Source organism: Bradyrhizobium sp. 40, from assembly GCF_023100925.1.
Lineage (GTDB): Bacteria > Pseudomonadota > Alphaproteobacteria > Rhizobiales > Xanthobacteraceae > Bradyrhizobium.
This window is the reverse complement of record NZ_CP064688.1, coordinates 4257449-4283057: the sequence shown is the minus strand read 5'-3', so window position 1 is coordinate 4283057 and position 25609 is coordinate 4257449. Positions and strand designations below refer to the sequence as shown.

Sequence of the window (25609 nt, the reverse complement as noted above, 5' to 3'; positions counted from 1 at the left end):
ACCTTGTTGACCGATACGGGACTTCAGAAGCTCAAGCCTGGCGAGAAGCTTTACAAGCGCGGCGACCGCGACGGCATGTACGTTGCCGTCCTGCCCATCAAAGGCGCAAGCAGATCTGGGAAAGTGGCGACCACCATCAAGGTGGTGCATTGATGCGCGCCGCGTTGAAAGTGGTGATGGCCGCAATATTTGTCATGCCGGCTGCGGTGGCTCTGGCGAAGTCTCCGGACTGCGCGAGTTGGCCCACCAACATGGCCCTCGTGCACCTCAAGAACGCCGGCCTGATTGATATCCCATCAGTGATCGAGGCGCAGACCAAGGCCGTTCGTCTCGCATCCGAAAAGATCGGCAAGGACCTCTACCAGCAGGTTTACGACATCACGTTTCACACCAAGGATGGCAAGACAACCGAGGTCATCACGAAAAGCCAGGCATCAAGCGAGGAATGCTCGATGAGCGGCGTCGACGTCTACGTGGTCTCGACGAAAATCGGCGGGTCGGCACAGCTGCCATCTGAGGGCACGACCAAAAAGTGATCCGGCTCGGTTATGGTGACAGTGCGCAAAACCGGACTCAACTTTAGTGCACTGTCCGGTCACGCCGTCCAATCCCTGCGGCTTTAGCCTTCGCCGACCCTCAATTCCGGCTCCTCGGCGCAAATCGCAGCGAGGAAATCGATGAATTGCCGCACGCGGGAAGGCATGCGCCGTCCGGCAGCGGTGACTGCGTTGATCGGAAAGGGCGGCGGCGCATGCTGGGCCAGAATGCGTACGACCTCGCCCGACGCCAGCACATCCGTGAACAACCAACTCGCGTGATGGGCGATGCCGAGGCCCGCGAGGACCGCGCCGCGGACATGCTCGGCGTCATTTGTGCGGAACGCTCCGCCACCGTCCACCGTGACCTGCCGGCCGTCGACGTGGAAACCCCACCCAATGATATCGCCCTGGTAGACATAGCTGATGCGCTGGTGGTTGCGCAGTTCGTCTAGCGTTTGCGGCGTGCCGTGTTGGGCAAGATAGCTGGCGGAGGCCACGGTTATCATCCGCATGTCGCCGATGCGCCGGGTGACGAGTGCTGAATCCGAAAGCCGACCGATACGGATCGCGACGTCTATCCCCTCCTCGATGAGGTCAACGTGTCGCCCGGAGACTTCCATCTCAATCGCGACGTCCGGGAAACGGTTCCTGAAATCCGATAGCCGGGGAATAACGAACATCCTCCCGAAGGCCGGCGAGAGGGTCACGCGGACCAGCCCTGAAGGGGCGGACTGCCCCTCAAGGACTCTCTCTTGGAGCGAGTCGATATCCTGAAGGATACGGACGGTGGCCTCGTAATAGTCCTGTCCTGCCGGCGTCACGGCAAGGGCACGGGAATTTCTCGCGAGGAGTTGCGTCCCGAGCCGCGCTTCGAGCGCAGCGAGCTGTTTGCTGACGGTCGGCTGGCTGACGTTGAGGTCACGCGCCGCCTGCGAAAAGCTTCCGCTTTCGACGACGCGCACGAACATCCGCATCGCGTCCAGCTTATCCGTCACATGTTTTCCGGACACGCCGGGCCACGCATGCAATCCTCAATCCATTCCTCTCAAGAATAGATACCATTCTATAGGCGTCAATTTCATTTGCAAAACGAATATGCGACTCGGCAGTCGGCCGCCCGCTGAGGGGCCGTGCTGAAAGGAAGAGTTATGGCAATCAAGATCTATGGTGATGCGGGCTCGGGCAGCTTGCGTCGCGTGACCACGGCTGCGAAGATCATGGGCATTGAACTCGATCGCGTGAGCGTCGACCTTTTCAAAGGCGAGAGCCAAACCGACGCGTTCAAATCACGTCTCAATCCCAACGGTCTCACTCCGGTTCTGGAGGATGGGGACACCATTGTCTGGGAAGCGTCAGCGATCAATCTGTATCTCGCCAGCAAGGTGAACTCGCCGCTGGTCGGAACCACGCCGGAGGAGCAATTCCAGGTGCTTCAGTGGATGTTCTGGTCCGGCGAACAGTGGCGCACCTTCACGACCACTCTCTTCGACGAGCGCGTCGCCAAGACGATCATTGGCTTGCCGAAGGACGAGTCCCTCATCGCGTTCGCGGAGCGTAAGATCCGCGCCGCAGCGAAGGTCCTCGACCAGCATCTTGAAGGCCGCAAGTTCATGGTTGGCGATGCGTTGACCTTTGCTGATATCGATATTGCGGCGCCTTTCTCCCAGGTCGATCGTGCAAAGTTTCCGTTCAAGGACTATCCGAACTTGATCGCCTGGCACGACAATCTTCTTCGGTCGTTCCCGGCGTGGGCGGAGACGAAGGCCGAGGTTGACAACCGTATGGGAAGCTTTCTGACGAGCGTCGGTGTGAAGCTATAAAAATCCAGGCTTGCCCATACGCGAAATTGAATTCGCGATGCCAAGGCCAGGTTCTCCGCGGTTGTCGATGCGGCGGTAGAGGGCACGCCTGCGGTCGTCACGGCCAGTGCGCAGGGCGGATTAGCCGCAAGGCGTAATCCGCCCGCTTCGCCGGGCGTCGCTCCGCTCCTGAAACGGCGCCGATACGCCGATTACTGCTCCTTCCTGAACAAATCCTGGAAGATGAGCGGGCCCCAAACCCGGCCGCGTGCGTGCACCAGCGCGCCACCCTCGTTGAGCTTTCCCAGCTTGACGGGTGCGAACCCGAGTTGTTTGGCCAGCGCCGCCACGGGAGCAATCGCGTCGTCGTCGTCGCTCGAGAGAAAGACGACGCGGTGGCCGCCCTCGACGACCGGATCGGTGGCCAGAGTGGCCGCACCCAGGTGATTGAAACCTTTCACGAGCTTGGCGCCGGTGAACGCCTTCGCGACGACAGCGGAGGACAGAAGACCATCCAGCTCTTCTCCAAACCCGTTCGTCGCGTCGATGATCGTCTTGCCTTTCCAGCTCGGCAGGGCCTTCGCAACCTCGCGATGCTCCCCGAATGGGACCGCCAGGATGATCGTGTCGGCCTCCAGTGCTTCCCGCAGCGACTTGGCGACGACCGTGGGTCCAATCGCCCGGGCCTGCGGCGCCAACGCCTCGGGCGGCCGGCGGCTCGCGACCGTTACGGCGATGCTTTTACGGGCGAAGGCATGGGCGAGGGCCTGGCCGATCTTGCCGAATCCTATGATTGCGTAGCTCATAATATTTCTCCAATCCGTGTTGATATTGATTTCCGGGCCGTTCAGATGGCCGAGAAGCCGCCGTCGACCGACAACTCCACCCCATTCACGAAGCTCGAATCGTCTGAAGCAAGAAACAGCGCGACCGCCGCGATTTCCTCAGGACGACCCATCGTTCCCCTGGGGATCAGGGATTCGAACATCCGCTTCGCTTCCTCGGTGAGAACCTGATCCTGCATCGGTGTGGCGATCGGCCCCGGGCTCAGCACGTTCACCCGGATATTCCTGCCCTTCAGTTCGTTGAGCCACGTGCGTGCAAATGAGCGCAGCGCCGCCTTGCTCGCCGCATACACGCCGTAACCAGGAAAACCTTTCACCGACGCAACGGACCCCGTCATGAAGATCGATCCGCCATCGCGAAACAGCGGCAACGCCTTCTGCACAGTAAACAGCGTGCCGCGCGTATTCAGGCCGAAGGTTGCATCGAAATGCTGCTCGGTGATCTCGCCCAGTGGGACGGCTTCGCCCATGCCGGCGCTCGCGTACAGGACGTCGATCCTGCCCTTGTCCCGCTTGACCGTTTCGAACAGGCGGTCGAGGTCGTCGAGATTGGCCGCGTCGCCGCGCACGCCCGTCACGTTCCGGCCAATCAACTTGACGGCGTCGTCGAGCGCCTCCTGCCTCCGGCCCGTGACGAAAACATAAGCGCCTTCTTCAACGAACCGCCTGGCGCTCGCCAGCGCCATGCCGCTCGATCCACCCGTGATGACCGCAACCTTGCCGTCAAGCTTTCCCATGATTTCTCCTGTCGTGGTGTCGGGACAGCATCTGCCCCCGAGACCCGCGAGATAGGTCCGGCGGCGGCAGGCGTTCAGTGCGGAAACGCGCACATCGGTGGTGCGAAATCGATCCGGCCGGACGACTGACGCCAGCGGCGACGATCGACGTCGGGCCGTTGGGAAGGGGCTGCGCCTGCCGGAACGGGGCTATGATGACCGCCCATACTGCGGTACGAGGCATTCGATTGGACTTGGAAGGCGCACCGCGCGGTGCGGGATTGCACCATGATCGACTGGGACGATGTTCGCTATTTTCTAGCCGTCGCGCGGGGAGGCTCGGTGCGGGCGGCCGCCGAGCACCTCGGCGTGAACCACGCGACCGTGCTGCGACGCATCGCCCAGCTCGAGGAACGCCTCGGGGTCCAGATGTTCGAAAAGCTGCCTTCGGGCTACCGGCTGACGGCTGCGGGCGAGGAGGTCCTCGAATTTGCCGACCAAATGGAAGCGTCGTCGCACCAGCTCGAGACGCGCGTGTTCGGGCGCGACCAGAGCGTGCGCGGGCGTCTGCGGGTGACGCTGGCGCCGCCGATGGCGACACATTTGCTCATGCCTGATTTCGCCGATTTCGCGCGTCTGCATCCCGACATCGAGATGGATATCCTGTCGTTCGGCGAGCTGGCAAATCTGACCAACCGGGAGGCCGACGTCGCGATCCGCGTCGTCTACGACCGCAAAACCCTGCCGCAAAATCTTCACGGCATGAAGGGACCGGAGCTGTTCGGCGGCGTCTACATGTCCAGGGATCGACTGGCCGCGTGGCGTGCCGGCGCGCCTGATCCCGTCCGCTGGATCGTCATCAGCATGCACGGCATCCCGGACTGGGCCAGCGCCGGTGAGGTTCGCATCACGGGCGTTCCATTCAGGGTCACGGACGCCGGGGCGCAGATCGTTGCGGTCCGGCAAGGGCTCGGCATCACGACGCTGCCGTGCTTCGTCGGCGATGCCGACCCGCTGCTGGCGAGGGTGCCGGGCAGCGAGTTGCACATGTACGGAACGGTCTGGCTCCTCACACAGGGCGAGACACGCAAGACCAAGCGCGTGCGGCTCTTCACGGAGTTCGTATCCCGCCGGCTCGCCGCGTATGCGCCGCTGCTGGCAGGGCTGTCGGTGGCGCGCGACTGAGGCGGGGTGGGTCACCGGCTTGGCTCGGCTCGCCAAAGCAAAGCGGGATTCACCCACCTTGAGCGTGATCGGCGGCTTGTGGCCCCTAAGCCGCGTCGAATCTGAAGGCCTTCGTTGCGATACAGCGTGCGTACCGCAATTTCTGCGATATCATCGGTTTGCACGAGTGCCCGCGCTCGATGGATCTTCACTGTGCGCGTGGCCGCGCGAGGAGATGAAATCATGACCGCGAATGCTTTCTCGGACCTTACGCGGCTGATTAACGGCTATCAGATTTCGCAGGCCATTCACGTAGCGGCCCGGCTTGGCATAGCCGACCACCTCAGTCACGGGCCACTAAGCAGCAACGAACTTGCTCGGCTCAGCGGATCGCATCCCAGGACACTTTATCGGCTCTTGCGGGCGCTGGCTTCAGCCGGTGTTTTCCATGAGGCCGAGAACAAGATGTTCTCGCTCACTCCGATCGGCGAGTGTCTTCGTTCTGACTCGCCGACGCCACTCGACGGCTGGGCCGCATATGTCGGCCGACCTTATGCCTGGCAGGCCTGGGGCAATCTTGAACACAGCGTCCGCACTGGGGAGAATGCCTTTCGGCATCTCAACGGTCAGAGCGTATGGGAGTATCGCAGCACCCGTCCAGATGAGAACGCGATCTTCAACCGAGCCATGACGGCCAATTCTCGTGGCGCCATCGAGGCCATAATCGCCGCCTACGATTTTAGCCGTTTTCGTCACGTCGCGGATATCGGGGGTGGCCAAGGTCAACTGTTGGCGGGAATTCTCGGCGCAAACAAGGGCCTGCGCGGAACGCTGTTCGATCAGCCGCACGTGGTTGGCAAGGCGGCTGAAGTTCTGACCCAACATGATGTCGCCGACAGATGCGAAATCGTTGGAGGCAGTTTCTTTGAAACGATCCCGGAGGGGGCCGACGCCTACGTGATGCGGGCGATCATCCACGATTGGGACGATAAGGAGGCGATTTCTATCCTGAAGACCTGCCGCCGCGCGATGACCGCTGATGCCAGATTGCTCCTTGTCGAACGTGTGGTGGAGCCGCCGAACGAGGGGCCAATCTCGAAATTCAGTGACCTGAATATGCTTGTCATGCTCGGTGCACTGGAACGGAGCTACGAAGAATATTCCGAGCTATGCCGAACGGCCGGATTTGAGATGCGCGGCACAACTCGCGCGGGCTCGCACTTCCAGGTCATCGAGGCAGTTTCCGCTTAGACCGAACTGGTGTGGGACCTTGCTTCACCCGCAGGGAGGCCGCATCAGATGCGCTTTCGTAACCTGAGGTCTGGTTATCGCCGCTAGCCGCTTAGCGAGTACATGCCCTAATCCGCCCCGACCGAACTCCCCTGTCGCTGAGCCGCGATCAGCATCTCCACAAACGCGGTGACCTTGGGCGGGCGGAAGCGAGCCGCAGGGTAGACCGTGTGGATGCCGCCGGATGGCAGTTGCCATTGCGGCAGGATGTGGATGAGGCGCCCGGCCGCGAGATCGTCGGCCACCAGGAAATCCGGCAGCACCGACAGACCGCCGCCGGCGAGCACGGCCGCGAGCACGCCCGGTGTCGTGTCGATGGCGATGCTCGCCTGCAGGCGCACGGCGCGTCGATCGAGATCGCCGCGCGAGAACTGCCACAGCAGCGGCTCGCGCAGCGCCATGTTGGCGACGAACGGGAGCGTCACGAGGTCGTCGGGATCGCGCGCGGCGGCGATCCGATCCGTGAACGCGGGAGCGCCGACCAGACATTGCCGGAACGATCCGATCTTGCGCGCCTGCAGGCTGGAATCGACCAGCCAGCCGACCCGGATCGCCATGTCGATCTGGCCTGAGGCGAGGTCGACCGTCTGATCTTCGAGCGTCAACTCCACCCGGCAGTTGGGATAGCGTGCCGCGTAGGCGGTGACGACGGCGACGACGACGGCGGTGCCGTAGTCGTTCGGCGCCGTGATCCGCAATGTGCCGGTCGGCGCGGCGGCTGCCTGGGCGAGTTCGTCGAAGGCATCCTCGGCCTCGCGCAGGATCATGGCGCAGCGCGCATGAAACATCCGGCCCGCCTCGGTCGGATGAACCCGGCGCGTCGTGCGCACGAGCAGGCTGGTGCCGAGATCGCGCTCCAGCTGCGCCACCTGCTGGCTGACCACGGCCTTGGTGATGCCGAGCCGCTCGGCGGCCCGCGTGAAGGATCCGGTGTCCACGACGGCTGCGAAATAGGCGAGGCGATTCAGGTTCATAGGCTCCTCCGGTCAGATTTATTGTCAACCAATGCCATACATTATGTCTGTTTTGTTGATATTTATCTACCAATGTGCGCGTGCCACATTGCGGTTCAAGGAGATCGCCATGTCCGCGCGCATTCCCATCACCTACCTGTTCGACCCGCTCTGCGGCTGGTGCTACGGCGCCTCCACGTTGCTCGAACAGTTCGTCGCCCGACCGGATTTTGCGGTCGAACTTGCGCCGACAGGCCTGTTCGCCGGCGAGGGCGCGCGTCCGATGGACGACGGCTTTGCCGCCTATGCCTGGACCAACGACCAGCGGATTTCGCGCTTGAGCGGCCAGCCCTTCAGCGAAGCCTATCGCCGCGATGTGCTGGGCAACCGCACGCGCCTGTTCGACTCCGGCCCGGCCACATTGGCGCTCACGGCTGTCGCGCTCACGGCGCCTGATCGGGAGTTCGCGGCGCTGAAGGCCTTCCAGCTCGTCCGCTATGTCGAGGGCCGCGACAGCACGGACATGTCCGTTCTGTCGGATGTGCTCTGCGCGATGAATTTGCCGGAGGTTGCCGCCCGCCTGGCGAGCCCCGACACCGTATTGATCGCCGCGTATCGCGCGCGTCTCGAGGCAGCGCGTGCCGAAATGCGCCGGCTCGGCGCCAACGGCGTCCCGGCCCTGATCGTAGGCACCGGCAATGATCGCCGCCTTGTGCAGGCAAGCGCGCTGTTCGGCAGCCTGGACGTCCTGATCGATGGACTGAAGGCGGCGTGAGCGCAGCGATCAACACAGTCGAGACCATCCCATTTGAATTTCGAAATTGCAGACCAGCACCAGGAGACCAACATGCTGACAAGGAGAACCATCATGAAAACCACTCTCGCCGCGGGCGCCGCAGCAGTCTTCGCACCCGCAGGCGTCGGCCATGCCGCCGGCGGACTCACCTGGAAGCATTTTCCAGCCGGACAGAACGGCTTCTTCCGGGCTCCCGTTCTGGTGTCCGGGCCGAGAGAAGCCGTGCTGATCGATGGCGGCTTCACATTGTCCGATGGCAAGGCTGTCGCTGACGCCATCAAGGCCACCGGCAAGAAGCTCACCACCATCTATATCAGCCAGTCGGACCCGGATTATTATTTCAGCCTCGGCGCCATCAAGGCGGCGTTCCCGGAGGCCCGCGTGCTCGCGGCGCCCGCAACATTGGCGGCCATTAACGCCAGCGTCGAAAAGAAGCTTGCCGTCTGGGGGCCGCAGCTCAAGGCGAACGGCCCGCAGGTGCTCGCCGATGTGGTCATCCCCGAAGCGTTCGACGGCAAGACGCTCAGCGTGGACAGCGAGACCATCGAGATCGTCAGCGCGGACGGCCTGGTCAACCGGCGCTATCTGTTCGTGCCCTCGCTCAACGCGGTGTTCGGCGGCGTGCTGATCTTCTCCGGCGTCCATGTCTGGACCGCCGACACGCCAACCAGGGAGCAGCGCGCCGCCTGGATCGCCAATCTCGAAAAGATCGCGGCGCGCAAGCCGGCGGTCGTCGTGCCCGGCCATCTGTCGGTGGATGCAAAAACCGATCTGTCCGGTGTCGAGCACACCATCGCCTACCTCAAGGCGTTCGACGAAGAGCTGGCGAAGGTCAAGGAGTCCGCGGCGCTCAAGGCGGCGATGGAGGCGCGCTTCCCCGGCCTCGGCATGGGCGTTGCGCTCGACATCGGCGCCAAGGTCGCCACCGGCGAGATGAAATGGGGGTGAGATGGCTGGCAATCTCGACCTGATCCGCGCCATCTACGAGGGATCGTCGTCGGAAGAGAACGGCCGCAATCTCTTGGCCGCTCTCGCTCCCGATGCCGCATGGACCGAAGCGGAAGGATTTCCGTACGCGGGCACCTATGTCGGACCCGACGCGATCATCTCAGGTGTGTTCCGGCGTCTCGCCACTGAATGGACCGGCTACCGCGCCGATGTTCACACCTATCTCGAAGACGGCGACCGCGTCGCCGCCTTCGGCGTCTACTCAGGCACCTACAAGGCGACGGGCACATCCATGCGCGCGACGTTCGCGCATCTCTATCTGCTGAAGGACGGCAAGATCGCCAGCATGACGCAATATGTCGACACCGCGATGGTGCAGAAGGCGTTGGAGCCTGCTGACCGCTAGCAGCGGTATGATGTCGGAACATACGAGAGGGGAGCCCGCGACATGCGGGCTCCCTTTTTCCGTTTTGACGGCCGCCAGATCTGATGAAGTTCGCCACGTCCGTTGCCGCCGTCTTGATCCTTGCGCAGGCACCCATCACGCTCAAAATAGGATGGACGGGATGCCTGCCAAACCGCAAGATCGGTCGAGCGTGTCATGGCCGTCAGCGACTAGATGGAGCCGCCACGGAGGAGGGACGATGAAGGCGGCGCTGCAAAACTATCAGGACCGGATGCGACGGGTGCTTGATCATATCGACCGGCATCTCGACGATGATCTGGATCTGGACACGGTGAGTGCTGTTGCGGCTTTCTCAAAATTTCATTTCCACCGGCAGTTCTCGGCAACCTTCGGATTATCAGTGCATCGCTATGTCCAGCTGGCCCGCATGAAGCGCGCTTCGCATCAGCTGGCCTACATGGACGCCCTTGATGTCACGGAGATTGCGATGGATGCCGGTTACGATGCACCGGATGCCTTCGCCCGCGCCTTCCGGCAACGGTTCGGGCAATCGCCGTCGTCGTTCCGGAAGTCTCCCGACTGGGAGCCGTGGCTTGCGGCCTTCGGGCCTCTCGACAATGCGAGGAACAAGCTCATGCAGAAGACCTTTACCTTTGACGACGTGACGATCCGCGATGTGCAACCCACCGAGGTGGCGATCATGGAGCATCGCGGCGACCCGGCGACGCTTCCCGCCACGATCCAGCGCTTCATCGCGTGGCGCAAGGCGGCGAACCTGCACCCCAGGACAAGTCCGACCTTCACGGTCTGGCGCTCCGAGCGGCGTCCTGCCTCGCCGGCCGAGTACAGCACGGACCTCTGCGTCGGGACCGACCAGCCGATCGCGGCGAACGGCGAAGAGATCAAGGCCGGCGAGATCCCCGGCGGACGTTGCGCGGTGCTGCGCGTCGTCGGCTACACCGACAATCTCGAGCCGGCCGCGCTCTTCCTTTATCGCGACTGGCTTCCCGCCAGCGGCGAAGAAGCGCGCGACTTCCCGATCTATTGCCAGCGGCTGAGCCTGTTCCCGGAGGTGCCGGAGCACGAGACGGTCGCGGACGTTTTCTTGCCGCTGAAGTAGCGTCTGCTGACGGCGGCCTGTCACTCCGATCACGGAAACCGGCAGGCCGCCATTCGCGGATCAATACCGCCACGATGTGATCCCGCGTTCAACTCGGGAAACGGGTGGCAGCTCGCTGGTGCCTGATGTCTTGTTCGGCTCCTTTTTGACATCAGGAGAGTCTCGCGGTGGAACTGGCAAACAAGACGATCATCATAACCGGCGCCAGCAGCGGCATCGGTGCTGCCGCAGCATCATTGTTCGCGTCCGAAGGCGCCGATGTGGTGCTCGGGGCGCGTCGCGGCCCCGAGCTGCAGGCCGTTGTTGCAAGCATCAAGAGCGCCGGAGGGCGCGCGACGTTTCTCGCCGGCGATGTTCGGGACACCGGCTATGCAGCCCGCCTTGTCGAGCACGCCGTCAAGACTTTCGGAAAGCTCGACGGCGCCTTCAACAATGCCGGCATTGTCGGCGACATGACGCCAGTCCCCGAGATGAGCGTCGAAAACTGGACCGATGTGCTTGCGGTGAATCTCACCTCGGCGTTCCTCAGCGCAAAGGCGCAGATCCCGGCGCTGCGCAAGCAGGGCGGCGGTTCGATCGTTTTTACCTCGTCCTTCGTTGGCTTCAGCAACGGGGGCCTGCCGGGAATGGCGGCGTACGCAGCCTCAAAGGCAGGACTGATCGGCCTGGCCCAATCACTGGGCGCCGAGCATGCGGCCGAAGGCATCCGCGTCAACGCGCTTCTGCCTGGAGGAACCATCACCCCGGCGGCAGGCGAAGGAAATCCCGACGCCCTGAATTTCATCGCCGGGCTTCACCCGATGAAGCGGATGGCCAGTCCCAAGGAGATCGCGCAGGCGGCGGTTTTTCTCCTGAGCGACCGGGCCTCGTTTATGACGGGCAGCCCCATGACGGTTGACGGCGGCATGTCCGTGCGCCTGACCTGACGGCGAACCCGCTCCGGCTCGATCGACCGGACTCTGCGCCGTCGATCGAACCAATTGATAGCGGGGTGCGCGGGCGCGAAGGCCTGCCTCACCCGCGCGCCTCCTGCCAGTGCGGATAGGTGACATAAGCGGTGACGGCGCCTTGGTCGTGCGAACGGATGGTGACCTGCTCGCCCTTGGGCATGTGGACGATCTCGCCCGGACCGGCGGTCACAGTGCCGGCGTTGCTCGACACCGAGAGCTTCCCTTCGAGGACGATCATGACGTCGTCCACGGCGAGCTTCTCGTCGATGCTCTGGTTGGGCGCGTAGCGGCCGTAGCCGATGGTGATCGGCGCGCCGTGGCGTTGGTCGATCACATTACCGGCGAACACCTCTCCATCCTGTCCGGGCGAGCGCTCGAACGTTGCGTCGGGAATTGCAAACTTGCGAACTTGCATGAGATTTTTTCCGTCTTGCGATCAAAGTTGGCGGGTTGAGGAGATAGAAGCCCCTAGCAAGTGTTTTGTTCAACGCGCCTTTGCGGGGCCGTTTGACGCAGATGGCGCGGACGATGGGTGGAGCGCAGGAGACGGTCAGTGCCAAGCGCGCGGCGACGGTCACCTCGGCGCAAACATTGGATGTTCGCCACGTATCTCCATGATACGAGACCCCGTCGTTCGCTTCCGGAGCCCAATGCCCATGTCCGCCGCCACCGCCGCGAGTCAGCCGTCCGCAACCGCCGCCGAAACCGATTCCGAGACACTCGGCTGGATGAAGGGCTTCCCGCCACCGGAAAACCGCACCATCTCCTTCCAGAACGGCTCGTTCCGCAGCTTCCCCGAGCTGCGCTGGGCATGGAGCAACATTCGCCAGCTGGTGCCGACCGTGAACGTCTGGCGCGGGGCGGAGCCTGCATCGGTGCTGCCGCGCCAAGACCATGACATCGGCGCCTCCGCGTCGACCACGATGGACGGCCGGCCCATGACGTTCGCGAGGATGCTCGAGGAGACCTACACCGACGGCATCGCCGTGCTGCATCGGGGCAGGCTGATCTATGAGCGCTATTTCGGCGCGTTGAAGCCGCACAAGCCGCATATCGCGATGTCGGTGACGAAATCGTTCACGGGCGTGCTCGCCGGCATTCTGGTCGCCGAGGGCAAGATCGATCCGCAGGCGCCTGTCACGGAGTATGTGCCGGAGCTGAAGGCCAGCGCCTTCGGCGATGCGCGCGTGCACGAGGTCATGGATATGACCACCGGGCTCGAATACACGGAGGTCTATACCGACAAGAACTCTCACGTCTGGGGCCTCCGGCGGGCGAACGGCATGGCACCGATTCCGCCGGATTACGACGGCCCGACCACCATCTTCGAATTTCTGATGGCGCAGAAGAAGCAGGGCGAGCACGGCAAGGCCTTCGCCTACAAGACCGTCAACACCGACGTGCTCGCCTGGATCATCCGGCGCGTCAGCGGCATGAACTTGTCCGATCTGCTCTCCGAGCGCATCTGGCAGCCGATCGGCGCCGAGGAGGACGCGCATTACCACGTCGATCGCATCGGCACCGAAAGCGGCGGTGGCGGCCTCTCCACCACCTTGCGCGATCTCGCCCGCTTCGGCGAGACCATGCGCAATCATGGCCGCTTCAATGGCCGGCAGATCGTGCCTTCATCTGTTGTCGAAGACATCGCGCGCGGCGGCGATCCCGAGAAATTCAAGCCCGCCGGTTACACCACGCTACCCGGTGCCTCCTATCGCAATCAATGGTGGGTCACGCACAATGCCCACGGCGCCTATATGGCGCGCGGCGTTCACGGGCAGGGCATCTATATCGATCCCAAGGCCGAGATGGTGATCGCGCGCTACGCCTCGCACCCCGCAGCGGGCAACGCCGCCAACGATCCCGTGACGCTGCCGGCCTACATGGCGCTGGCGAAGGAGCTCATGGCGGGCGGGTGAGGTACGCCTACGGCAGCTCCCGCCAGCGCATCGGCAAAATGCCGTCATGCCTGAAACTGGCGAGAAAGCGGAAGCCGGCGGCTTGCGGATTGGGGCGGGCTTCGATCGGCGTGCCCAGGATCTGCACGACGTCCGTCTCGTCATAGGCCGGCCAGGGTGGCAGGCCTGATCCGTTGGGATCGCCATGCGCCGCGAAATTCACCCAATAGGCCATCATGGTCCGCGCCAGGGCGCGGTCCTCTTCGGCCGGCGGTGCCGAACTGCCGATCACCTGTTGCGGTGTGAGTGTGCCGAACACGAACGGAATTTCGGTGACGTGCGAGGCGATCGGCGTGTAGCGCGAGGTGTAGCTGAAGTGATAGCCGTAAACCGGCGCGCGTCCCCCGCGCCAATGCAATCGCAGCCACTGCCAGCATTGCTCGCCAACTACATAGTCGCCGTTAAGCGCCGCCGCGGAAGTCCTGGCCTCCGCGTCGGTCGCCGCGGGATAGACCTTCAGGAAATCGGCCAAGCGCTCCTTGCCGAACATCGCCTCGCCCGCGGAGACAAAGGCTTGCGCTGATTGATCGGGCAGTGACTGCGAACGGAAAGGAAATTCCTCGGCCGCATTCCAGCCCGCCAGTAGCGGGATGTGCATCTGTTCGCCGCGCAGGAAGCGCCGCGCGGGCACATCAGGCACAACATGACCATCGATGCTCGGCGAGAAGGCCGTCACGACCGGGCTGGTCCTGAAACTCCACGGCGCGGATGCATTCAACCGATCGGCCGGCATGCTGCGCAAAGCTGCGATCGACGCGTTGTGCTGTTGCCGGGCATAAGCCAGACCACGCGCGCGGGCTTCTTCAAAGCCCTGGAGTGGGCCGTGCTTGCCGTCCCAGAACGCACCGCTCTGCCCAATGGCCTTGTGAAACAGTCCATGTGCAAGCGGCGAGGCCATCAGGATGCCGACGGCCATGGCGCCGGCGGATTCGCCGAACAGGGTGACGTTGTCGGGGTCGCCGCCAAAGCCGGCAATGTTGGCCTTGACCCAGCGCAGCGCCGCCAGTTGATCCTGCAGGCCGTAATTGCCCGAGGGCGCCTTTGTATCGAGATCGGGATGGGCGAGGAAGCCGAGGATGCCGAGGCGGTAGTTGAAGCTGACGACGACGACACCCTTCGCTGCTAGCCGGCCGCCATCGGTTGCCGGATTCGCCGAGGAGCCGAACTGAAAGCCGCCGCCGTGAATCCACACCATTACGGGCCGCGTCTCGTCCGCGTGCTTCGCCGCGGTCCAGACGTTGAGATAAAGGCAATCCTCGTCGCGCGGCCCCGGCCGCTGGTCATTTTCGAGCGCCGATAGACACCCCGCGCCGAACACAAGCGCATCGCGCACGCCATCCCAGGGCGCCGGCGGCTTTGGTGCGCACCAACGCAGAGGCCCGACCGGCGGTGCTGCGTAGGGAATGCCTTTGAACGCGATCACGCCGCTTGCATCGCGCGGGCCGCCACGCACGGCCCCCGCTTGCATGCGGACCACGGGTTCCAGCCCGGCCGCTGTCGTACTCGTGAAACCATGCATGGCCGTTTCTTTCGATCACGTGGGCGGCGCCCGGACGCCCCCGGGCAGGTTCAGGCGGCACCCTATCGACATTCCTCTCCGCTCGATTTAGATGTTCCGCCAATCAATTGCTAAAAACCGGCAAGCATGCGGCAGCCGCTCCGTTTTCCATGGCCTGATCTCAATGTGGATGATGTCTCCGCACCTGTCATCGCGGTGCGCGTCGACGTGATCGGGACCAAGGATGAGGTGCCCGATCACAGGCACCGCAAGGGGCAACTTGTCTTTGCCCTGGGCGGCGCTGTCACCTGTCGCGTTCCCACCGGCCTGTGGATGGTCCCGCCGCATTGCGCGGTGTGGATTCCCGGGGGCCTGCAGCACAGTAACCTCGCGACAGAAAATGCCCGGCTGTTCTTCGTCTATATCGAGCCTGATCTCGTGGACCTGCCGGATCGCTGCTGCACGCTTTCGATCTCCCCGCTCCTGCGTGAAGTGATCGTCGAATTGTCCGATCAGATCGCGGATGACGAGGCGAGGGGGGACCTTCTGGCGAGCGTCCTTCTGCGCGAGCTTCCCCGCATGCCGGTTCAGCAGCTTCATCTGCCGCTCTCTCCCGAGCCGCGCTTGAAGAAGATTGCCGCAGCGCTGGCGAAAAACCCTTCCGACCGCAGAACGCTGGCCGAATGGGCCGATCGCGTCGCGCTGAGCGAGAGCAGCCTCGCGCGTCTCGTCGTCAGGGAGACGGGCTTGAGCTTCGGGCGCTGGCGCCAGCAATTGCACCTGATCGTCGCCTTGCGGGAGCTGACGTCCGGCGCCAGCGTCCAGCAGGTATCCGCCGATCTCGGCTACGACTCCGTCGCGGCCTTCATCACCATGTTCAAGAAGGCGCTCGGGAAACCGCCGGGCAAATATCTGAGCGGCATCTCCTCAGAATATAAGAATTGACTTATATTAGCTTCGACCGATATTCATCATGGCACGCAACGACAAGGAGGAGCGCCATGGAGATCGACGTCGTCAGGGTATTGGGGCTGGTTACGCGCTCGGTGAGGAATTTCGAGAGGGACGGGAAAGCGGCCAGTGCGGTGACGCTGACGCGGCTATACGAGACCAGCGTCGATGATCTCTGGGACGCAGTGACCAGCCCACAACGCATTCCGCGCTGGTTCTTGCCGGTCGATGGAGATCTCCGGCTCGGTGGAAAGTACCAGCTCAAGGGAAATGCCGGCGGCACCATCACGGCGTGTACGCCGCCGACCCATTTCGCGGCGACGTGGGAATTCGGCGGCGCGATGAGCTGGATCGATGTCAAGCTGACGGCAGAACGAAGCCAGGCGCGGCTGACGCTTGAGCACACCGCGATCATCGAGGATCATTGGAATCAGTTCGGTCCAGGGGCAGTCGGCATCGGCTGGGATCTCGCCATTGCGGGGCTGGAGCGATATGTTGCGACCGGGGCATCGGTCGACCATGAGACGGCCGAGGCATGGATGGGCTCTCCCGCGGGCAAGGAATTCATGACGAGCAGCGGCGAGTATTGGCGCGCGGCGCACGTCGCAAGCGGCGTGGATCCTGCCTCCGCCAAGCAGCGGTCGGACCGCACCATCGCTTTCTATCGCGGCGAGACGCCGCCCGACGTTGCGCATCCGGGCACAGGAAGCTGATGCAAATCTTCGATGTCCTTGCCGATCCCGTCCGCCGTCGCATCCTCGAGCTGCTTGCGCCCGGCGAGATGGCGTCCGGTGAGGTCGTCGAGGCGATCGGAGCGGAGTTCGGGATCACGCAGGCCGCCGTGTCGCAGCACCTCAAGGTGCTGCGCGAGAGCGGCTTCGCGACCGTTCGGGCGGAGGCGCAACGACGGCTCTATTCGGTCGATGCTGCGGGGCTTCGCGCGGTCGACGCATGGGTCGGCCAGTTCAGGAATTTCTGGGAGCCGAAGCTGGACGCCCTGGCGACGGAGATCGCGCGCGGCAAACGCGAGCGTCGCAATGCTCCAATGAACAAGCGGAGCGGGAAGCGGGCGTGAAGGCATCGCGGCAAAGGCAAAGTCGCCAAGGCGTCGCTTCAGTGAGGCACGAAAGGCGCTGCCAAGACTGCAAGCATGCCAAAGCTGGCGATATTCCAGAACAGTGAGCGGACGAGCGGTACGCCGGATAGGTAAAGCGCGGTGTAGGCGATGCGTCCGCCAAGATAGGCGATCGATCCCCAATAGGTCAGCTCGTTGTGAGCGCCTGCGGCGTGAGAGATGAGGATCGCGGCGGCAAAGAACGGAAACGTCTCCATGTAGTTGCGGAAATTTCGGTTGAGCCGGCCGGCGATGGGCTTGAGCGGCGGCATCTCGGTGTCGCGCGGGCTCGCAGCCCATCTCAGGCCGTATTGCAGGTTCGCGGCTTGCGCGGCGGCGACAAGCTGTACGAAGCCCCAGACGATTGCGGCGGCCAGCATCGATAGCTCGAAGCTCATCGCCATTGGCTGTCTCCCAATCTGCAAAAAATCAGCGCGATCCCGGGTGCCATTCCGGGAGTTTGGGAATCTCGGGATCGAGGTGATCCCAGGCATATCCGCGCGAGCAGAACAGCACGACGGACGGTTTGAACGTGCTGGCATCGTCAAGCGTGCCGACATAGATGCCGATAAACTCCGGCTTCTCGTCCGGCTTGTTATAGATCGGCGAGCCGCAGTTCGGACAAAACCCCTTGCGCTTGACTGCGCCGCTGTCGGCAGTGCGCTCGATTTCGCGCACCTCGCCTGTCACCGAGACTGCGCTGCGCGCGAACACGAAGATGGAGCTGTGGCCGCTGCCGGTATCGCGCTGACAGTCGCTGCACTGGCATTGGAAGCCGCGGATCGGCGCGGACGCGATGGTGTAACAAACCGCGCCGCAGGCGCAACGACCTGAATGAGTCATTCGTGTCCCTCCCGACGGGGCCGACCGGTCTGATCATATCAGGCTGGTTTGACTTCTCCATATCGAACAGGCGGCGCGACTTCACACAAGTCCGATCTTTGCCGGCCCGCTCACCCGCGCGACATCTTCTCGAACTTCTTCACCAGCCGCTCCCGCTTCAGCCGCGACAGCCGCTGGATCCAGAACATCCCGTCGAGCTGGTCGATCTCGTGCTGGTGGCAGACGGCGCGCAAGGAGTCCGACTCCTCGCTGTGCATGTTGCCGTCGAGATCCTGATAGCTGATCCGCACGCGGGCGTGGCGCTGCACCTCGTCGTTGACACCGGGCATCGAGACGCTGCCTTCGCGATGCAGGATCATCTCGGGTGAGGCCCACTCGATCTCCGGATTGACATAGGTCTGCGCACCCTCCCTGGCGTCGAGCTCGAGCACGACGACGCGCAAGGGCACGCCGATATGCGGCGCCGTGATGCCGATGCCGGGCGCGGCGCGCATGGTCTCGAGCAGATCATTTGCAAGCTCGCGGAGCGTTGCGTCGAATGCCGTGACGGGGCGGGCCGGCAACGTGAGGCGGCGGTCGGGATAGCGGACGATCGGGCGAATGGTCATGCAGGCTCCTAGCACTCACGGATGGTTGAAGCATCCCGTTCTTGACGCCCTACCAACTGGAAGGTAGCTAGGACCATGACCAACGTTTCCTCGACAGCCGACGACATCCTGGCGTGCGCGCGCAGCTTGATCATCGCGGGCGGCTATAACGGCTTCAGCTACGCCGACGTGGCCGAGGTGGTCGGCATCCGCAAGCCGAGCATCCACCACCATTTCGCCAGCAAGGTCGATCTGGTCCGCACCCTCGTGTCGCGCTACCGCGCCGAAGCCGAGGCGGGACTGTCCGCGCTCGAGCGCAATGTCCCTGATCCGCGCGAGCAGCTCGAAAACTATGTCGCGTACTGGAAGGCGTGCATCAATGATGCGACGGCGCCGTTCTGCGTGTGCGCGCTGCTGGCCAGCGAGCTTCCGATCCTGCCGGAGCAGGTTGCGCTCGAAGTCCGTGCGCACTTCCGCTCCTTGGCTTCCTGGCTGACGGCCGTCATGGAGCGCGGCAAACGAAAAGGGCAACTCAAACTCTCCGGCACAGCCCGCGTCGAGGCCGAAGGATTCATGGCGACCATTCACGGCGCCATGCTGTCGGCGCGTGCCTATGGCGATCCAAAGATGTTCGGTGTGATTACCACCCCGCTGCTGGACCGGCTGTCCAACAAGCACTGAGAGACATCAGCAAGACGATGACGACAGCCAGCAAGTGGGCTGGTCGAAGACGGTTTCGTTGCGTGTAAGAAAACTACCAACTAGTCGGTATGGAGAGACTGCGATGGCGCGATATCAATTGGATCCGGTTCATACCGACCGCGAGCGATGGCTGAAGCAATACTACTTCGTGCGAGCGGCGTTCTCGGTGGCCTGGGTCGCTGCTGCGTTTGCCGCCGCGGCTTCTTCTCCAGTGATCGCCGGCGCCTTGCTCGTCCTCTATCCCGCATGGGACGCCGCAGCCAACTTCGCGGACGCTGTTCGCAGCGGCGGACTCGCTCAAAACCGCACGCAGGCTCTGAACGTTGTGGTCAGCCTGGCGACCACCGTCGCGGTGCTTGTGACCTTGCAGATGAGCATGAACCGGATTCTCGGAATCTTCGGGGCATGGGCGATTGTGTCCGGACTGCTGCAGTTGGGGACGGCCATTCGCCGCTGGCGGAGTCTTGGCGCGCAATGGGCCATGGTGCTCAGCGGTGGCCAGTCGGCTGTCGCAGGCGGCTTCTTCATCTTTCAGGCCATGATGCCCGCGGTTCCCTCGATCGCGAACGTCGCGGGCTATGCTGCAGTCGGTGCGCTCTACTTCCTGGTCTCGGCGGTCTGGCTCACAGTCGGCGAGTGGCGGCGCGGCGTGGCTGTTTGAAGGCCTGTTCGCGGGGGACGAATTAATAGCGGCGGGATGATGCCATGGTGCAGGTGTTTTGCCCGACGAGTCAAACGGCGGGTCTTCCTTCGCACTGCAAAGAGCTGCGCTGTAAGTCCTTGATCCCAAAGCGCCCGGCTACTGTGCATGGGGTTGTTTTCGCGTTTTTTGTTTGGCAGATCACAAAAGCGTGCCGCAAAAACTTGCGTCGGCCTGTCGGCCCACCATGTTCCCATTCGTCTTCCACCCAGACAGATCTGACGGGAGACCAAAATGAACGCTTCCTCCTATCGCTGGGTGATCGTCGCCGCGGGCGGCTTGCTCGGCTGCGTCGCCATCGGCGGCATGTTTTCGCTGCCGGTGTTCCTGCAGCCGATCGCAAAGGATACCGGCTGGTCCGTGACCGGCATCTCCAGCGCGATGACAATCGGCTTTCTGGCGATGGCCTGCACCAGCATGGTCTGGGGCACGCTGACGGACCGGTTTGGACCGCGGCCGGTGGTGCTGACCGGATCGTGCGTGCTAACCGTGAGCCTGTTCGCGGCGAGCCACGCCACCTCGCTATTGGCGTTTCAGTTCGTCTTCGGCCTTCTGGTCGGGGCGTCCTGTGCCGCGATCTTCGCGCCGATGATGGCGACCGTGACCGGCTGGTTCGACACCCATCGCAGCCTTGCGGTCTCGCTGGTGTCGGCCGGCATGGGCATGGCGCCGATGACGATGGCGCCGCTCGCGGCCTGGCTCGTCTCTGGCCATGACTGGCGCACCTCGATGCAGATCGTGGCGCTGGTGGTCGGCGCCATCATGATCCCGGTCTCGTTCCTGGTGCGCCGCCCGCCGGCCCTCGCGCACGCCGTGGCCGCGCCTGTGGGCGAGACGGCTACGCAAGGTGAGATGTCGATGGGAGAGGCGCTGCGCTCGCCGCAATTCCTGATCCTGCTCGCGACCAATTTCTTCTGCTGCGCCACCCATTCCGGCCCGATCATTCACACCGTCTCCTATGCGGTGAGCTGCGGCATCCCGCTGGTCGCGGCGGTGACGATCTACAGCATCGAGGGTTTTGCCGGCCTCGGCGGCCGCATCGCCTTCGGCCTGATGGGTGACCGCTTCGGCGCCAAGCGCGTGCTCGTCTCGGGCCTGCTGCTGCAGGCCTTCGGCGCACTCGCCTATGTCTTCGCGCACCAGCTTGCGACGTTCTACGCGGTCGGGGCTGTCTTCGGCTTCATCTATGCCGGCACCATGCCGCTCTACGCGGTGCTGATCCGCGAAAATTTTCCGCTCAAGATGATGGGCACGGTGATCGGCGGCACCGCCATGGCCGGCAGTCTCGGCATGGCCACGGGCCCGCTCGCCGGCGGCCTGATCTACGATGCGTTCTCGAGCTACGCCTGGCTCTATATCGCCTCCTGGGCGATGGGCCTCGGCGCCTTCCTGATGGCGATGAATTTCAAGCCGTTCCCGAAGCCGCAAGCGGAGTTGGCGCCGGCAGCAGCGTAAGCAGGTTCGTCGAGGCGCAGCGCTAGAGCTGCGCCTCGATCGCGGGCTTGTCGATGATGGACCACACGTGTCGTATTTTTCCGTCGCGAAATTGATAGAACACGTGTTCGCAGAAGGACACGCGCCTGCCGTTCACATCCAGCCCCAGAAACTTTCCAGCCGGCGTGCAATCGAACTTCAGCCGGGAGGCGATGTGGGGCGGCTCGCAGACCACCAGCTCGATCTTGAAATGCAGATCTGGGATTGAGCGAAAATCCTGCTCCAGCATGGCGCGATAGCCGGACAATCCGAATGGTCGCGCATTGTGGGCGACGTCATCGTGGACGAACTGTCCGAGGGCGGGCCAATCCTGCCGGTTCAGGCAGGCGATGTAGTCGCGGTAGATGTCGGCGAGGTCGGACCCGGTCATGGCGTGCTCCTGCGGCTCCGGCCATAACGCGGCAGCGGGAGAAAAGGCGCCGGCGCTCACAGACGTTTTTCGAAGAACAGGTCCGGGTAGGGGTCGTCATTGAAGCGGGGGATCTCGCTCCAGCCGCTTCGTCGGTAGAGCTGGCCGGCCTCCGCCAGCGCGCTGTTGGTGTCGAGCCGCAGCAGCTTGATGCCGAGCCCGCGCGCGGCATCCTCGGTCGCGTCCATCAGGCGCCTGCCGAGCCGCAATCCGCGCGCCGCCGGTGCGACCCAAAGACGCTTGATCTCGGCATAGCCGTGATCCGTGCCCTTGAGCCCGACGCAGCCGATCGGCAGCGTGTCCGACATTGCGACGATGAATGTGCCGCGCGGGCGGCGCATATCCTTGGCGTCAGGATCGCGCGACAGCGAGACGTCAAACCCCTGCTTGAAGCGGCGGCCGAGCTCGCCATAATATTCGCCGAGGCAATAACGGGCCTGTTCGCTCCGCGGGTCCATCTCGTCCAGCGTGACGCGCTCGCGCGTCAATGCGCAAGCAATCAAATCCATCGCCGCCAGCAGCGCTTCGCATTGCGAGTGCTGGGCGAGGAAGCCCTCGGCCTGCGTGTTCGACAGCGCCTCATAGGCCGCGAACTCGCGCCGGCCCGCACGCGTCAACGTCGCCACGCGGCGGCGCGCATCATCTTCATGCGCAATGGTCTCGACCAGCCCTTCGTCCTCGAGGCTGCGGAGCAGGCGGCTCATCAGTCCGGAATCGAGGCCGAGATAGTCGCGAATCTCGGCCACGTCCGAACGTCCGTGCCCGATCGCGTTGAGCACGCGCGCCGCACCCAGCGGCCGCCCGCGTCCCAGGAATGACGTGTCGAGCGCGCCGACAGCGGACGTGACGGCGCGATTGAAGCGGCGGACGCGTGAAACAGGCTCGAGCATGATGTCTGACTTTAGTCAGGCATATCATCGATGTCAATCAGCGCAGGCTTTCGCTCCACCAGCGAACTGCGCTTCAATCCAGGCCCAGTGCCTTGCGGGATTTCCGCGTGAGTTTCGTCGCGACCATCGCGTGCGCCTGCGCCAGATAGGCCGTGAGCTCGGCGTCCGGCAGCGCGTTGTTGCCGACGAGCTGCACCCATTTAGCGCGCGCCAGATACGGTGCCGGCCGCGCAAGGCCGTGCTCGATCAACATGGCATAGGCCATGTTCGAGACCTTGAACATGTAGCCGCCGGAGCGCGCGGCAAAGCCGCCGCCGAGTGCGAACATCTTGCCGCCGACCTTGAACACCGAGGTGCCCTCCCACTGCACCACCTTGGTGACGGCGGGCAGGCGCAGGCAGCGGGTTTCGAAAGTTTTGGGAGTCATCGCCCGAGCGATAGCACAGCGCCCGCGGCTTGCAATGCCGCAACCTCGGAGCGCCACGGCGTGCCGCACCGCATCCGGGACACGAGAGGAACGACCCTACTTGTATCGTGCCGTTCGATCCCCCACACTCCCCACCACTCAATCAGTCACAGGAATAAGAACATGGCTCGCATTCGCTGTATCACCGAGATGGGGATGGGCGTCGACGTCCATGGCAGGGACGCCACCAAGGCGGCGAAACGTGCCGTCTCTGATGCCATCAGGCATTCGAGCCTCGGCTTCTTCCGGATGATCGACAAGACTGCGAACGACATGTTCGTGGACGTCACGATCGCGGTGCCGAATCCGGAAAGCGTCGACAAGGACGCGGTCGCGAAGGAACTGCCTTACGGCACTGTCACCGTCAACGCGGTGAAGGGCGGGCTGGAGATTCCGTCGGCCCCGGAACAGGGCAACGACCCGATCCTGATCGCCAATGCCGCCGTCATCGTCAGCTTCGACAAGGACTAGGCCGGTGTCCGATCATGATGAGCGGCTGCTGGATCGCCCGATCTGGAGCGCGCTGACGACCAGCCACAAACATCTGGCCGAAGGTGGCCCTCGCGCGCTGCGCTATCCGGTGGACGTGACGCCCTTTGCCGACATGGTCGACATGTCCGAGGCGAGCTTCGCCGCGCTTCGTGATCTCCTGTCGGGCTCGCAGGTCGCCGCGCTGTTCACACCGGACGCCGTCGACGTTCCCGCAGGTTTCAAAGTCGTGCTGGCCGGACCCTGCGAGCAGATGATCGGCTCTCCGGTCGACAGTCCGCTTCGTGATGCCGAGATCGTTCGGCTGGGGGCGGCCGACGTTCCCGCCATGATGGCGCTGACGGAGCTGACCAAGCCCGGTCCATTCGCGCGGCGCACCCACGAACTCGGGACGTTCCTCGGCATCCGTGCCGGCGGCGAATTGGTGGCGATGGCCGGCGAGCGCATGAAGCCGGGCAATTTCGTCGAGATGACGGCCGTCTGCGTCCAGCCTGATCATCGGGGGCGGGGCTACGCGCAGGCGCTGCTGGCGGCTGTCGCACGCCAGATCGAGGCGCGCAGCGAAATTCCGTTCTTGCACGTGTTTTCGAGCAACTCGTCGGCCATCGCGCTGTACCAGCGGCAGGGGATGCGGACTCGGCGCCGCCTGCACGTCACCGCGTTCATGAAGCAGGAATGAGCTGCGCCGTCCGGTCAGGCTTCATATCCGGCGAATTCACGCTATACCGATCCCTGCCATCATTGGGGAAACACATGGACGCCAGAACACCTGATTTTTCCGCCACGCGGACGGCAATGCAGCGTTACGTCGATCAGGAGATCATTCCGGGTGCATCCTGGGCGGTGCTGCGGGGCCGCGAGGTCGTCGATCAGCAATGCGTCGGTTTCGCCGATCGCGAGGAGGGCACCGCGCTGCGGCCCGATCACATATTTCGAGCCTTCTCCAACACCAAGATCTTCGTCACCTGCGCGATCATGCTGTTGGTCGAGGATGGCCGCATCGGGCTCGATGACGTTGTCGAGAAATTCCTGCCGCAACTCGGCAATCGCAAGGTTCTCAAGCCGGGCGCTTTGAGCCTTGCCGAGGTCGAGCCAGCGAAAAGCCCGATCACGATCCGGCAGCTTTTGACCCATACCTCCGGCCTCAGCTACGGCATCTTCGATCCCGGTACGGTGCTGTTCAAAGGCTATAACGAGGCGCGCGTTCTCAATCCGTTGACGCCGCTGACCGACATGATCGACCAGCTCGCCGACCTGCCGCTGTCCTTTCATCCCGGCGCGTCCTGGGAATATTCGGTTGCGACTGACGTGCTCGGGCGTGTCGTGGAGGTCGTCTCCGGCAAGCCGCTCGACGCCGTGCTCAAGGCGCGCATCTTCGAGCCGCTCGGCATGACCGATACCGGCTTCCACGTGCCGGACGCGCAGCAGGGCAGGCTGGTCGCGCTCTACAACGGCACGGATGTGCTCGATCCCATGAAGCCCGGCCTCACCCGGGCCGACGACCTGCCTTATCCGCAAGCCTATCGGCGGCAATTCCCGCGGCTGTCGGGCGGCGGCGGACTGGTCTCGACCTTGCCCGACATGCTCGCTTTGATACGGGCGCTGCTCCCGGGCTCGGATGCTCTGCTGAAGCCGGAGACGCTGCGGCAGATGATGACGAACCAGTTGCCCGCCGGCGAGAACATCCGCTTCGCCAATCTCGGCCCGATCCCCGGCAAGGGCTTTGGCCTCGGCGGCGCCGTCACCTTCGCGCCGATGCCGTTCGATCCTCCGAATTCGACCGGCGAATTCCAGTGGGGCGGCCTTGCCGGCACCCATTGGTGGATCTGCCCGCAGGCCAATACCGCCGGTGTGCTGATGGCGCAGCGCTACATGGGCTTCTGGAATCCGTTCTTCTTCGAATTCAAGCGTCTGGCCTATCAGGCCGTCGGAGGCTGATCGCGAAAATAACTGCATGTTGCCGCGAATCCTTTCTGGTCGTCGCG

At 63.6% G+C, this 25609-nt stretch carries 31 protein-coding genes and 1 pseudogene; 20 read left to right on the top strand and 12 right to left on the bottom strand.

Going from position 1 to position 25609, the window contains the following annotated elements; translation table 11 throughout:
- Nucleotides 1-3: 3 nt before the first annotated feature.
- Together IVB40_RS20950 and IVB40_RS20945 are read left to right on the top strand one after the other, a co-directional pair.
- Nucleotides 4-96, top strand: a pseudogene (locus tag IVB40_RS20950) (integrase); the annotation flags it as partial.
- 56 nt (nucleotides 97-152) lie between these two features.
- Nucleotides 153-536: a hypothetical protein gene (locus IVB40_RS20945; protein WP_247819569.1), complete on the top strand. Its 384-nt coding sequence runs from the start codon at nucleotides 153-155 to the stop codon at nucleotides 534-536.
- An 83-nt stretch (nucleotides 537-619) separates the two neighbouring features.
- Here IVB40_RS20945 and IVB40_RS20940 read toward each other — a convergent pair whose 3' ends face one another.
- Nucleotides 620-1534 (bottom strand): LysR family transcriptional regulator, encoded by a 915-nt coding sequence (locus IVB40_RS20940; RefSeq protein WP_247816161.1) that lies wholly within the window; start codon nucleotides 1532-1534, stop codon nucleotides 620-622.
- A 153-nt stretch (nucleotides 1535-1687) separates the two neighbouring features.
- Between IVB40_RS20940 and IVB40_RS20935 the strand changes: the two genes are divergently transcribed.
- On the top strand, nucleotides 1688-2359 hold the full coding sequence (locus IVB40_RS20935; protein WP_247816160.1) for a glutathione S-transferase family protein: 672 nt from the start codon (nucleotides 1688-1690) through the stop codon (nucleotides 2357-2359).
- A 191-nt stretch (nucleotides 2360-2550) separates the two neighbouring features.
- Here the strand turns inward: IVB40_RS20935 and IVB40_RS20930 are convergent, their stop codons facing one another.
- Together IVB40_RS20930 and IVB40_RS20925 are read right to left on the bottom strand one after the other, a co-directional pair.
- Nucleotides 2551-3144 carry an NAD(P)-binding domain-containing protein gene (locus tag IVB40_RS20930; protein ID WP_247286502.1) on the bottom strand — a complete coding sequence of 198 codons (594 nt, stop codon included), beginning with the start codon at nucleotides 3142-3144 and terminating at the stop codon, nucleotides 2551-2553.
- Between the two features lie 41 nt (nucleotides 3145-3185).
- Nucleotides 3186-3920 (bottom strand): SDR family oxidoreductase, encoded by a 735-nt coding sequence (locus tag IVB40_RS20925; protein WP_247286501.1) that lies wholly within the window; start codon nucleotides 3918-3920, stop codon nucleotides 3186-3188.
- Nucleotides 3921-4187: 267 nt separating this feature from the next.
- Here IVB40_RS20925 and IVB40_RS20920 point away from each other — a divergent pair, with 267 nt between their 5' ends.
- Nucleotides 4188-5084 (top strand): LysR family transcriptional regulator, encoded by an 897-nt coding sequence (locus IVB40_RS20920; RefSeq protein ID WP_247816159.1) that lies wholly within the window; start codon nucleotides 4188-4190, stop codon nucleotides 5082-5084.
- A 222-nt stretch (nucleotides 5085-5306) separates the two neighbouring features.
- Nucleotides 5307-6314 carry an acetylserotonin O-methyltransferase gene (locus IVB40_RS20915; protein ID WP_247816158.1) on the top strand — a complete coding sequence of 336 codons (1008 nt, stop codon included), beginning with the start codon at nucleotides 5307-5309 and terminating at the stop codon, nucleotides 6312-6314.
- Between the two features lie 107 nt (nucleotides 6315-6421).
- On the opposite strand, the gene IVB40_RS20910 is transcribed toward IVB40_RS20915, so the two are convergent.
- The gene (locus tag IVB40_RS20910) at nucleotides 6422-7327 is read right to left on the bottom strand and encodes a LysR family transcriptional regulator (RefSeq protein ID WP_247816157.1); all 906 of its coding nucleotides are present in this window, start codon (nucleotides 7325-7327) and stop codon (nucleotides 6422-6424) included.
- Between the two features lie 109 nt (nucleotides 7328-7436).
- On the opposite strand from IVB40_RS20910, the gene IVB40_RS20905 reads away from it, so the two are divergent.
- The 5 genes from IVB40_RS20905 to IVB40_RS20885 all read left to right on the top strand — a co-directional run bounded on the left by IVB40_RS20905 (nucleotide 7437) and on the right by IVB40_RS20885 (nucleotide 11502).
- Complete coding sequence (locus IVB40_RS20905; protein ID WP_247816156.1) at nucleotides 7437-8081, top strand: DsbA family protein; 645 nt, start codon at nucleotides 7437-7439, stop codon at nucleotides 8079-8081.
- A gap of 72 nt (nucleotides 8082-8153) precedes the next feature.
- The gene (locus IVB40_RS20900; RefSeq protein WP_247816155.1) at nucleotides 8154-9050 is read left to right on the top strand and encodes an MBL fold metallo-hydrolase; all 897 of its coding nucleotides are present in this window, start codon (nucleotides 8154-8156) and stop codon (nucleotides 9048-9050) included.
- 1 nt (nucleotide 9051) lies between these two features.
- Nucleotides 9052-9456 (top strand): nuclear transport factor 2 family protein, encoded by a 405-nt coding sequence (locus IVB40_RS20895; RefSeq protein WP_247816154.1) that lies wholly within the window; start codon nucleotides 9052-9054, stop codon nucleotides 9454-9456.
- A 238-nt stretch (nucleotides 9457-9694) separates the two neighbouring features.
- Nucleotides 9695-10576, top strand: coding sequence for an AraC family transcriptional regulator (locus IVB40_RS20890; RefSeq protein WP_247816153.1), 882 nt, complete (start codon nucleotides 9695-9697; stop codon nucleotides 10574-10576).
- A 167-nt stretch (nucleotides 10577-10743) separates the two neighbouring features.
- Nucleotides 10744-11502, top strand: a complete 759-nt coding sequence (locus IVB40_RS20885; protein WP_247816152.1) for an SDR family oxidoreductase — start codon at nucleotides 10744-10746, stop codon at nucleotides 11500-11502.
- A gap of 88 nt (nucleotides 11503-11590) precedes the next feature.
- Here the strand turns inward: IVB40_RS20885 and IVB40_RS20880 are convergent, their stop codons facing one another.
- Nucleotides 11591-11941 carry an AraC family ligand binding domain-containing protein gene (locus IVB40_RS20880; protein WP_247286491.1) on the bottom strand — a complete coding sequence of 117 codons (351 nt, stop codon included), beginning with the start codon at nucleotides 11939-11941 and terminating at the stop codon, nucleotides 11591-11593.
- Between the two features lie 241 nt (nucleotides 11942-12182).
- Here IVB40_RS20880 and IVB40_RS20875 point away from each other — a divergent pair, with 241 nt between their 5' ends.
- Nucleotides 12183-13442: a serine hydrolase gene (locus tag IVB40_RS20875; protein ID WP_247360533.1), complete on the top strand. Its 1260-nt coding sequence runs from the start codon at nucleotides 12183-12185 to the stop codon at nucleotides 13440-13442.
- Between the two features lie 7 nt (nucleotides 13443-13449).
- Here the strand turns inward: IVB40_RS20875 and IVB40_RS20870 are convergent, their stop codons facing one another.
- Nucleotides 13450-15000 carry a carboxylesterase family protein gene (locus IVB40_RS20870; RefSeq protein WP_247816151.1) on the bottom strand — a complete coding sequence of 517 codons (1551 nt, stop codon included), beginning with the start codon at nucleotides 14998-15000 and terminating at the stop codon, nucleotides 13450-13452.
- Nucleotides 15001-15126: 126 nt separating this feature from the next.
- Here IVB40_RS20870 and IVB40_RS20865 point away from each other — a divergent pair, with 126 nt between their 5' ends.
- Genes IVB40_RS20865 through IVB40_RS20855 form a run of 3 tightly spaced genes read left to right on the top strand, consistent with a single transcriptional unit; the run spans nucleotide 15127 to nucleotide 17005 of the window.
- On the top strand, nucleotides 15127-15924 hold the full coding sequence (locus tag IVB40_RS20865) for a helix-turn-helix transcriptional regulator (protein ID WP_247434010.1): 798 nt from the start codon (nucleotides 15127-15129) through the stop codon (nucleotides 15922-15924).
- A gap of 56 nt (nucleotides 15925-15980) precedes the next feature.
- On the top strand, nucleotides 15981-16643 hold the full coding sequence (locus IVB40_RS20860) for an SRPBCC family protein (protein ID WP_247434013.1): 663 nt from the start codon (nucleotides 15981-15983) through the stop codon (nucleotides 16641-16643).
- Complete coding sequence (locus tag IVB40_RS20855) at nucleotides 16643-17005, top strand: metalloregulator ArsR/SmtB family transcription factor (protein WP_027569605.1); 363 nt, start codon at nucleotides 16643-16645, stop codon at nucleotides 17003-17005. The genes IVB40_RS20860 and IVB40_RS20855 overlap by 1 nt, the downstream gene beginning before the upstream one ends.
- Before the next feature lie 38 nt (nucleotides 17006-17043).
- Here the strand turns inward: IVB40_RS20855 and IVB40_RS20850 are convergent, their stop codons facing one another.
- The 3 genes from IVB40_RS20850 to IVB40_RS20840 all read right to left on the bottom strand — a co-directional run bounded on the left by IVB40_RS20850 (nucleotide 17044) and on the right by IVB40_RS20840 (nucleotide 18495).
- Nucleotides 17044-17448 (bottom strand): MAPEG family protein, encoded by a 405-nt coding sequence (locus IVB40_RS20850; RefSeq protein WP_247434018.1) that lies wholly within the window; start codon nucleotides 17446-17448, stop codon nucleotides 17044-17046.
- A 25-nt stretch (nucleotides 17449-17473) separates the two neighbouring features.
- Nucleotides 17474-17887 (bottom strand): GFA family protein, encoded by a 414-nt coding sequence (locus IVB40_RS20845; protein ID WP_247360539.1) that lies wholly within the window; start codon nucleotides 17885-17887, stop codon nucleotides 17474-17476.
- Nucleotides 17888-17997: 110 nt separating this feature from the next.
- The gene (locus IVB40_RS20840) at nucleotides 17998-18495 is read right to left on the bottom strand and encodes a peptide deformylase (RefSeq protein WP_247408340.1); all 498 of its coding nucleotides are present in this window, start codon (nucleotides 18493-18495) and stop codon (nucleotides 17998-18000) included.
- Nucleotides 18496-18570: 75 nt separating this feature from the next.
- On the opposite strand from IVB40_RS20840, the gene IVB40_RS20835 reads away from it, so the two are divergent.
- The 3 genes from IVB40_RS20835 to IVB40_RS20825 all read left to right on the top strand — a co-directional run bounded on the left by IVB40_RS20835 (nucleotide 18571) and on the right by IVB40_RS20825 (nucleotide 21331).
- On the top strand, nucleotides 18571-19155 hold the full coding sequence (locus IVB40_RS20835; protein WP_247816150.1) for a TetR/AcrR family transcriptional regulator: 585 nt from the start codon (nucleotides 18571-18573) through the stop codon (nucleotides 19153-19155).
- A gap of 103 nt (nucleotides 19156-19258) precedes the next feature.
- Nucleotides 19259-19837 carry a DUF308 domain-containing protein gene (locus IVB40_RS20830; RefSeq protein WP_247816149.1) on the top strand — a complete coding sequence of 193 codons (579 nt, stop codon included), beginning with the start codon at nucleotides 19259-19261 and terminating at the stop codon, nucleotides 19835-19837.
- A 273-nt stretch (nucleotides 19838-20110) separates the two neighbouring features.
- Nucleotides 20111-21331: an MFS transporter gene (locus tag IVB40_RS20825; RefSeq protein ID WP_247286474.1), complete on the top strand. Its 1221-nt coding sequence runs from the start codon at nucleotides 20111-20113 to the stop codon at nucleotides 21329-21331.
- 22 nt (nucleotides 21332-21353) lie between these two features.
- Here IVB40_RS20825 and IVB40_RS20820 read toward each other — a convergent pair whose 3' ends face one another.
- From IVB40_RS20820 to IVB40_RS20810, 3 genes are all read right to left on the bottom strand, one after another.
- A complete protein-coding gene (locus IVB40_RS20820) occupies nucleotides 21354-21740 on the bottom strand; it encodes an ester cyclase (protein ID WP_247819568.1) in 387 nt (128 codons plus the stop codon).
- A 56-nt stretch (nucleotides 21741-21796) separates the two neighbouring features.
- On the bottom strand, nucleotides 21797-22669 hold the full coding sequence (locus IVB40_RS20815) for a bifunctional helix-turn-helix transcriptional regulator/GNAT family N-acetyltransferase (RefSeq protein WP_247816148.1): 873 nt from the start codon (nucleotides 22667-22669) through the stop codon (nucleotides 21797-21799).
- A 73-nt stretch (nucleotides 22670-22742) separates the two neighbouring features.
- Entirely contained in the window at nucleotides 22743-23096 is a 354-nt protein-coding gene (locus IVB40_RS20810; RefSeq protein WP_247286471.1) for an MmcQ/YjbR family DNA-binding protein, read from the bottom strand.
- 162 nt (nucleotides 23097-23258) lie between these two features.
- Here IVB40_RS20810 and IVB40_RS20805 point away from each other — a divergent pair, with 162 nt between their 5' ends.
- The 3 genes from IVB40_RS20805 (at nucleotide 23259) to IVB40_RS20795 (ending at nucleotide 25562) form a co-directional block, all read left to right on the top strand.
- Nucleotides 23259-23606, top strand: a complete 348-nt coding sequence (locus IVB40_RS20805) for a Lin0512 family protein (RefSeq protein WP_247408350.1) — start codon at nucleotides 23259-23261, stop codon at nucleotides 23604-23606.
- A gap of 4 nt (nucleotides 23607-23610) precedes the next feature.
- Nucleotides 23611-24303, top strand: a complete 693-nt coding sequence (locus IVB40_RS20800) for a GNAT family N-acetyltransferase (RefSeq protein ID WP_247816147.1) — start codon at nucleotides 23611-23613, stop codon at nucleotides 24301-24303.
- Between the two features lie 74 nt (nucleotides 24304-24377).
- Nucleotides 24378-25562 carry a serine hydrolase domain-containing protein gene (locus tag IVB40_RS20795; protein ID WP_247816146.1) on the top strand — a complete coding sequence of 395 codons (1185 nt, stop codon included), beginning with the start codon at nucleotides 24378-24380 and terminating at the stop codon, nucleotides 25560-25562.
- Nucleotides 25563-25609: the final 47 nt, after the last annotated feature.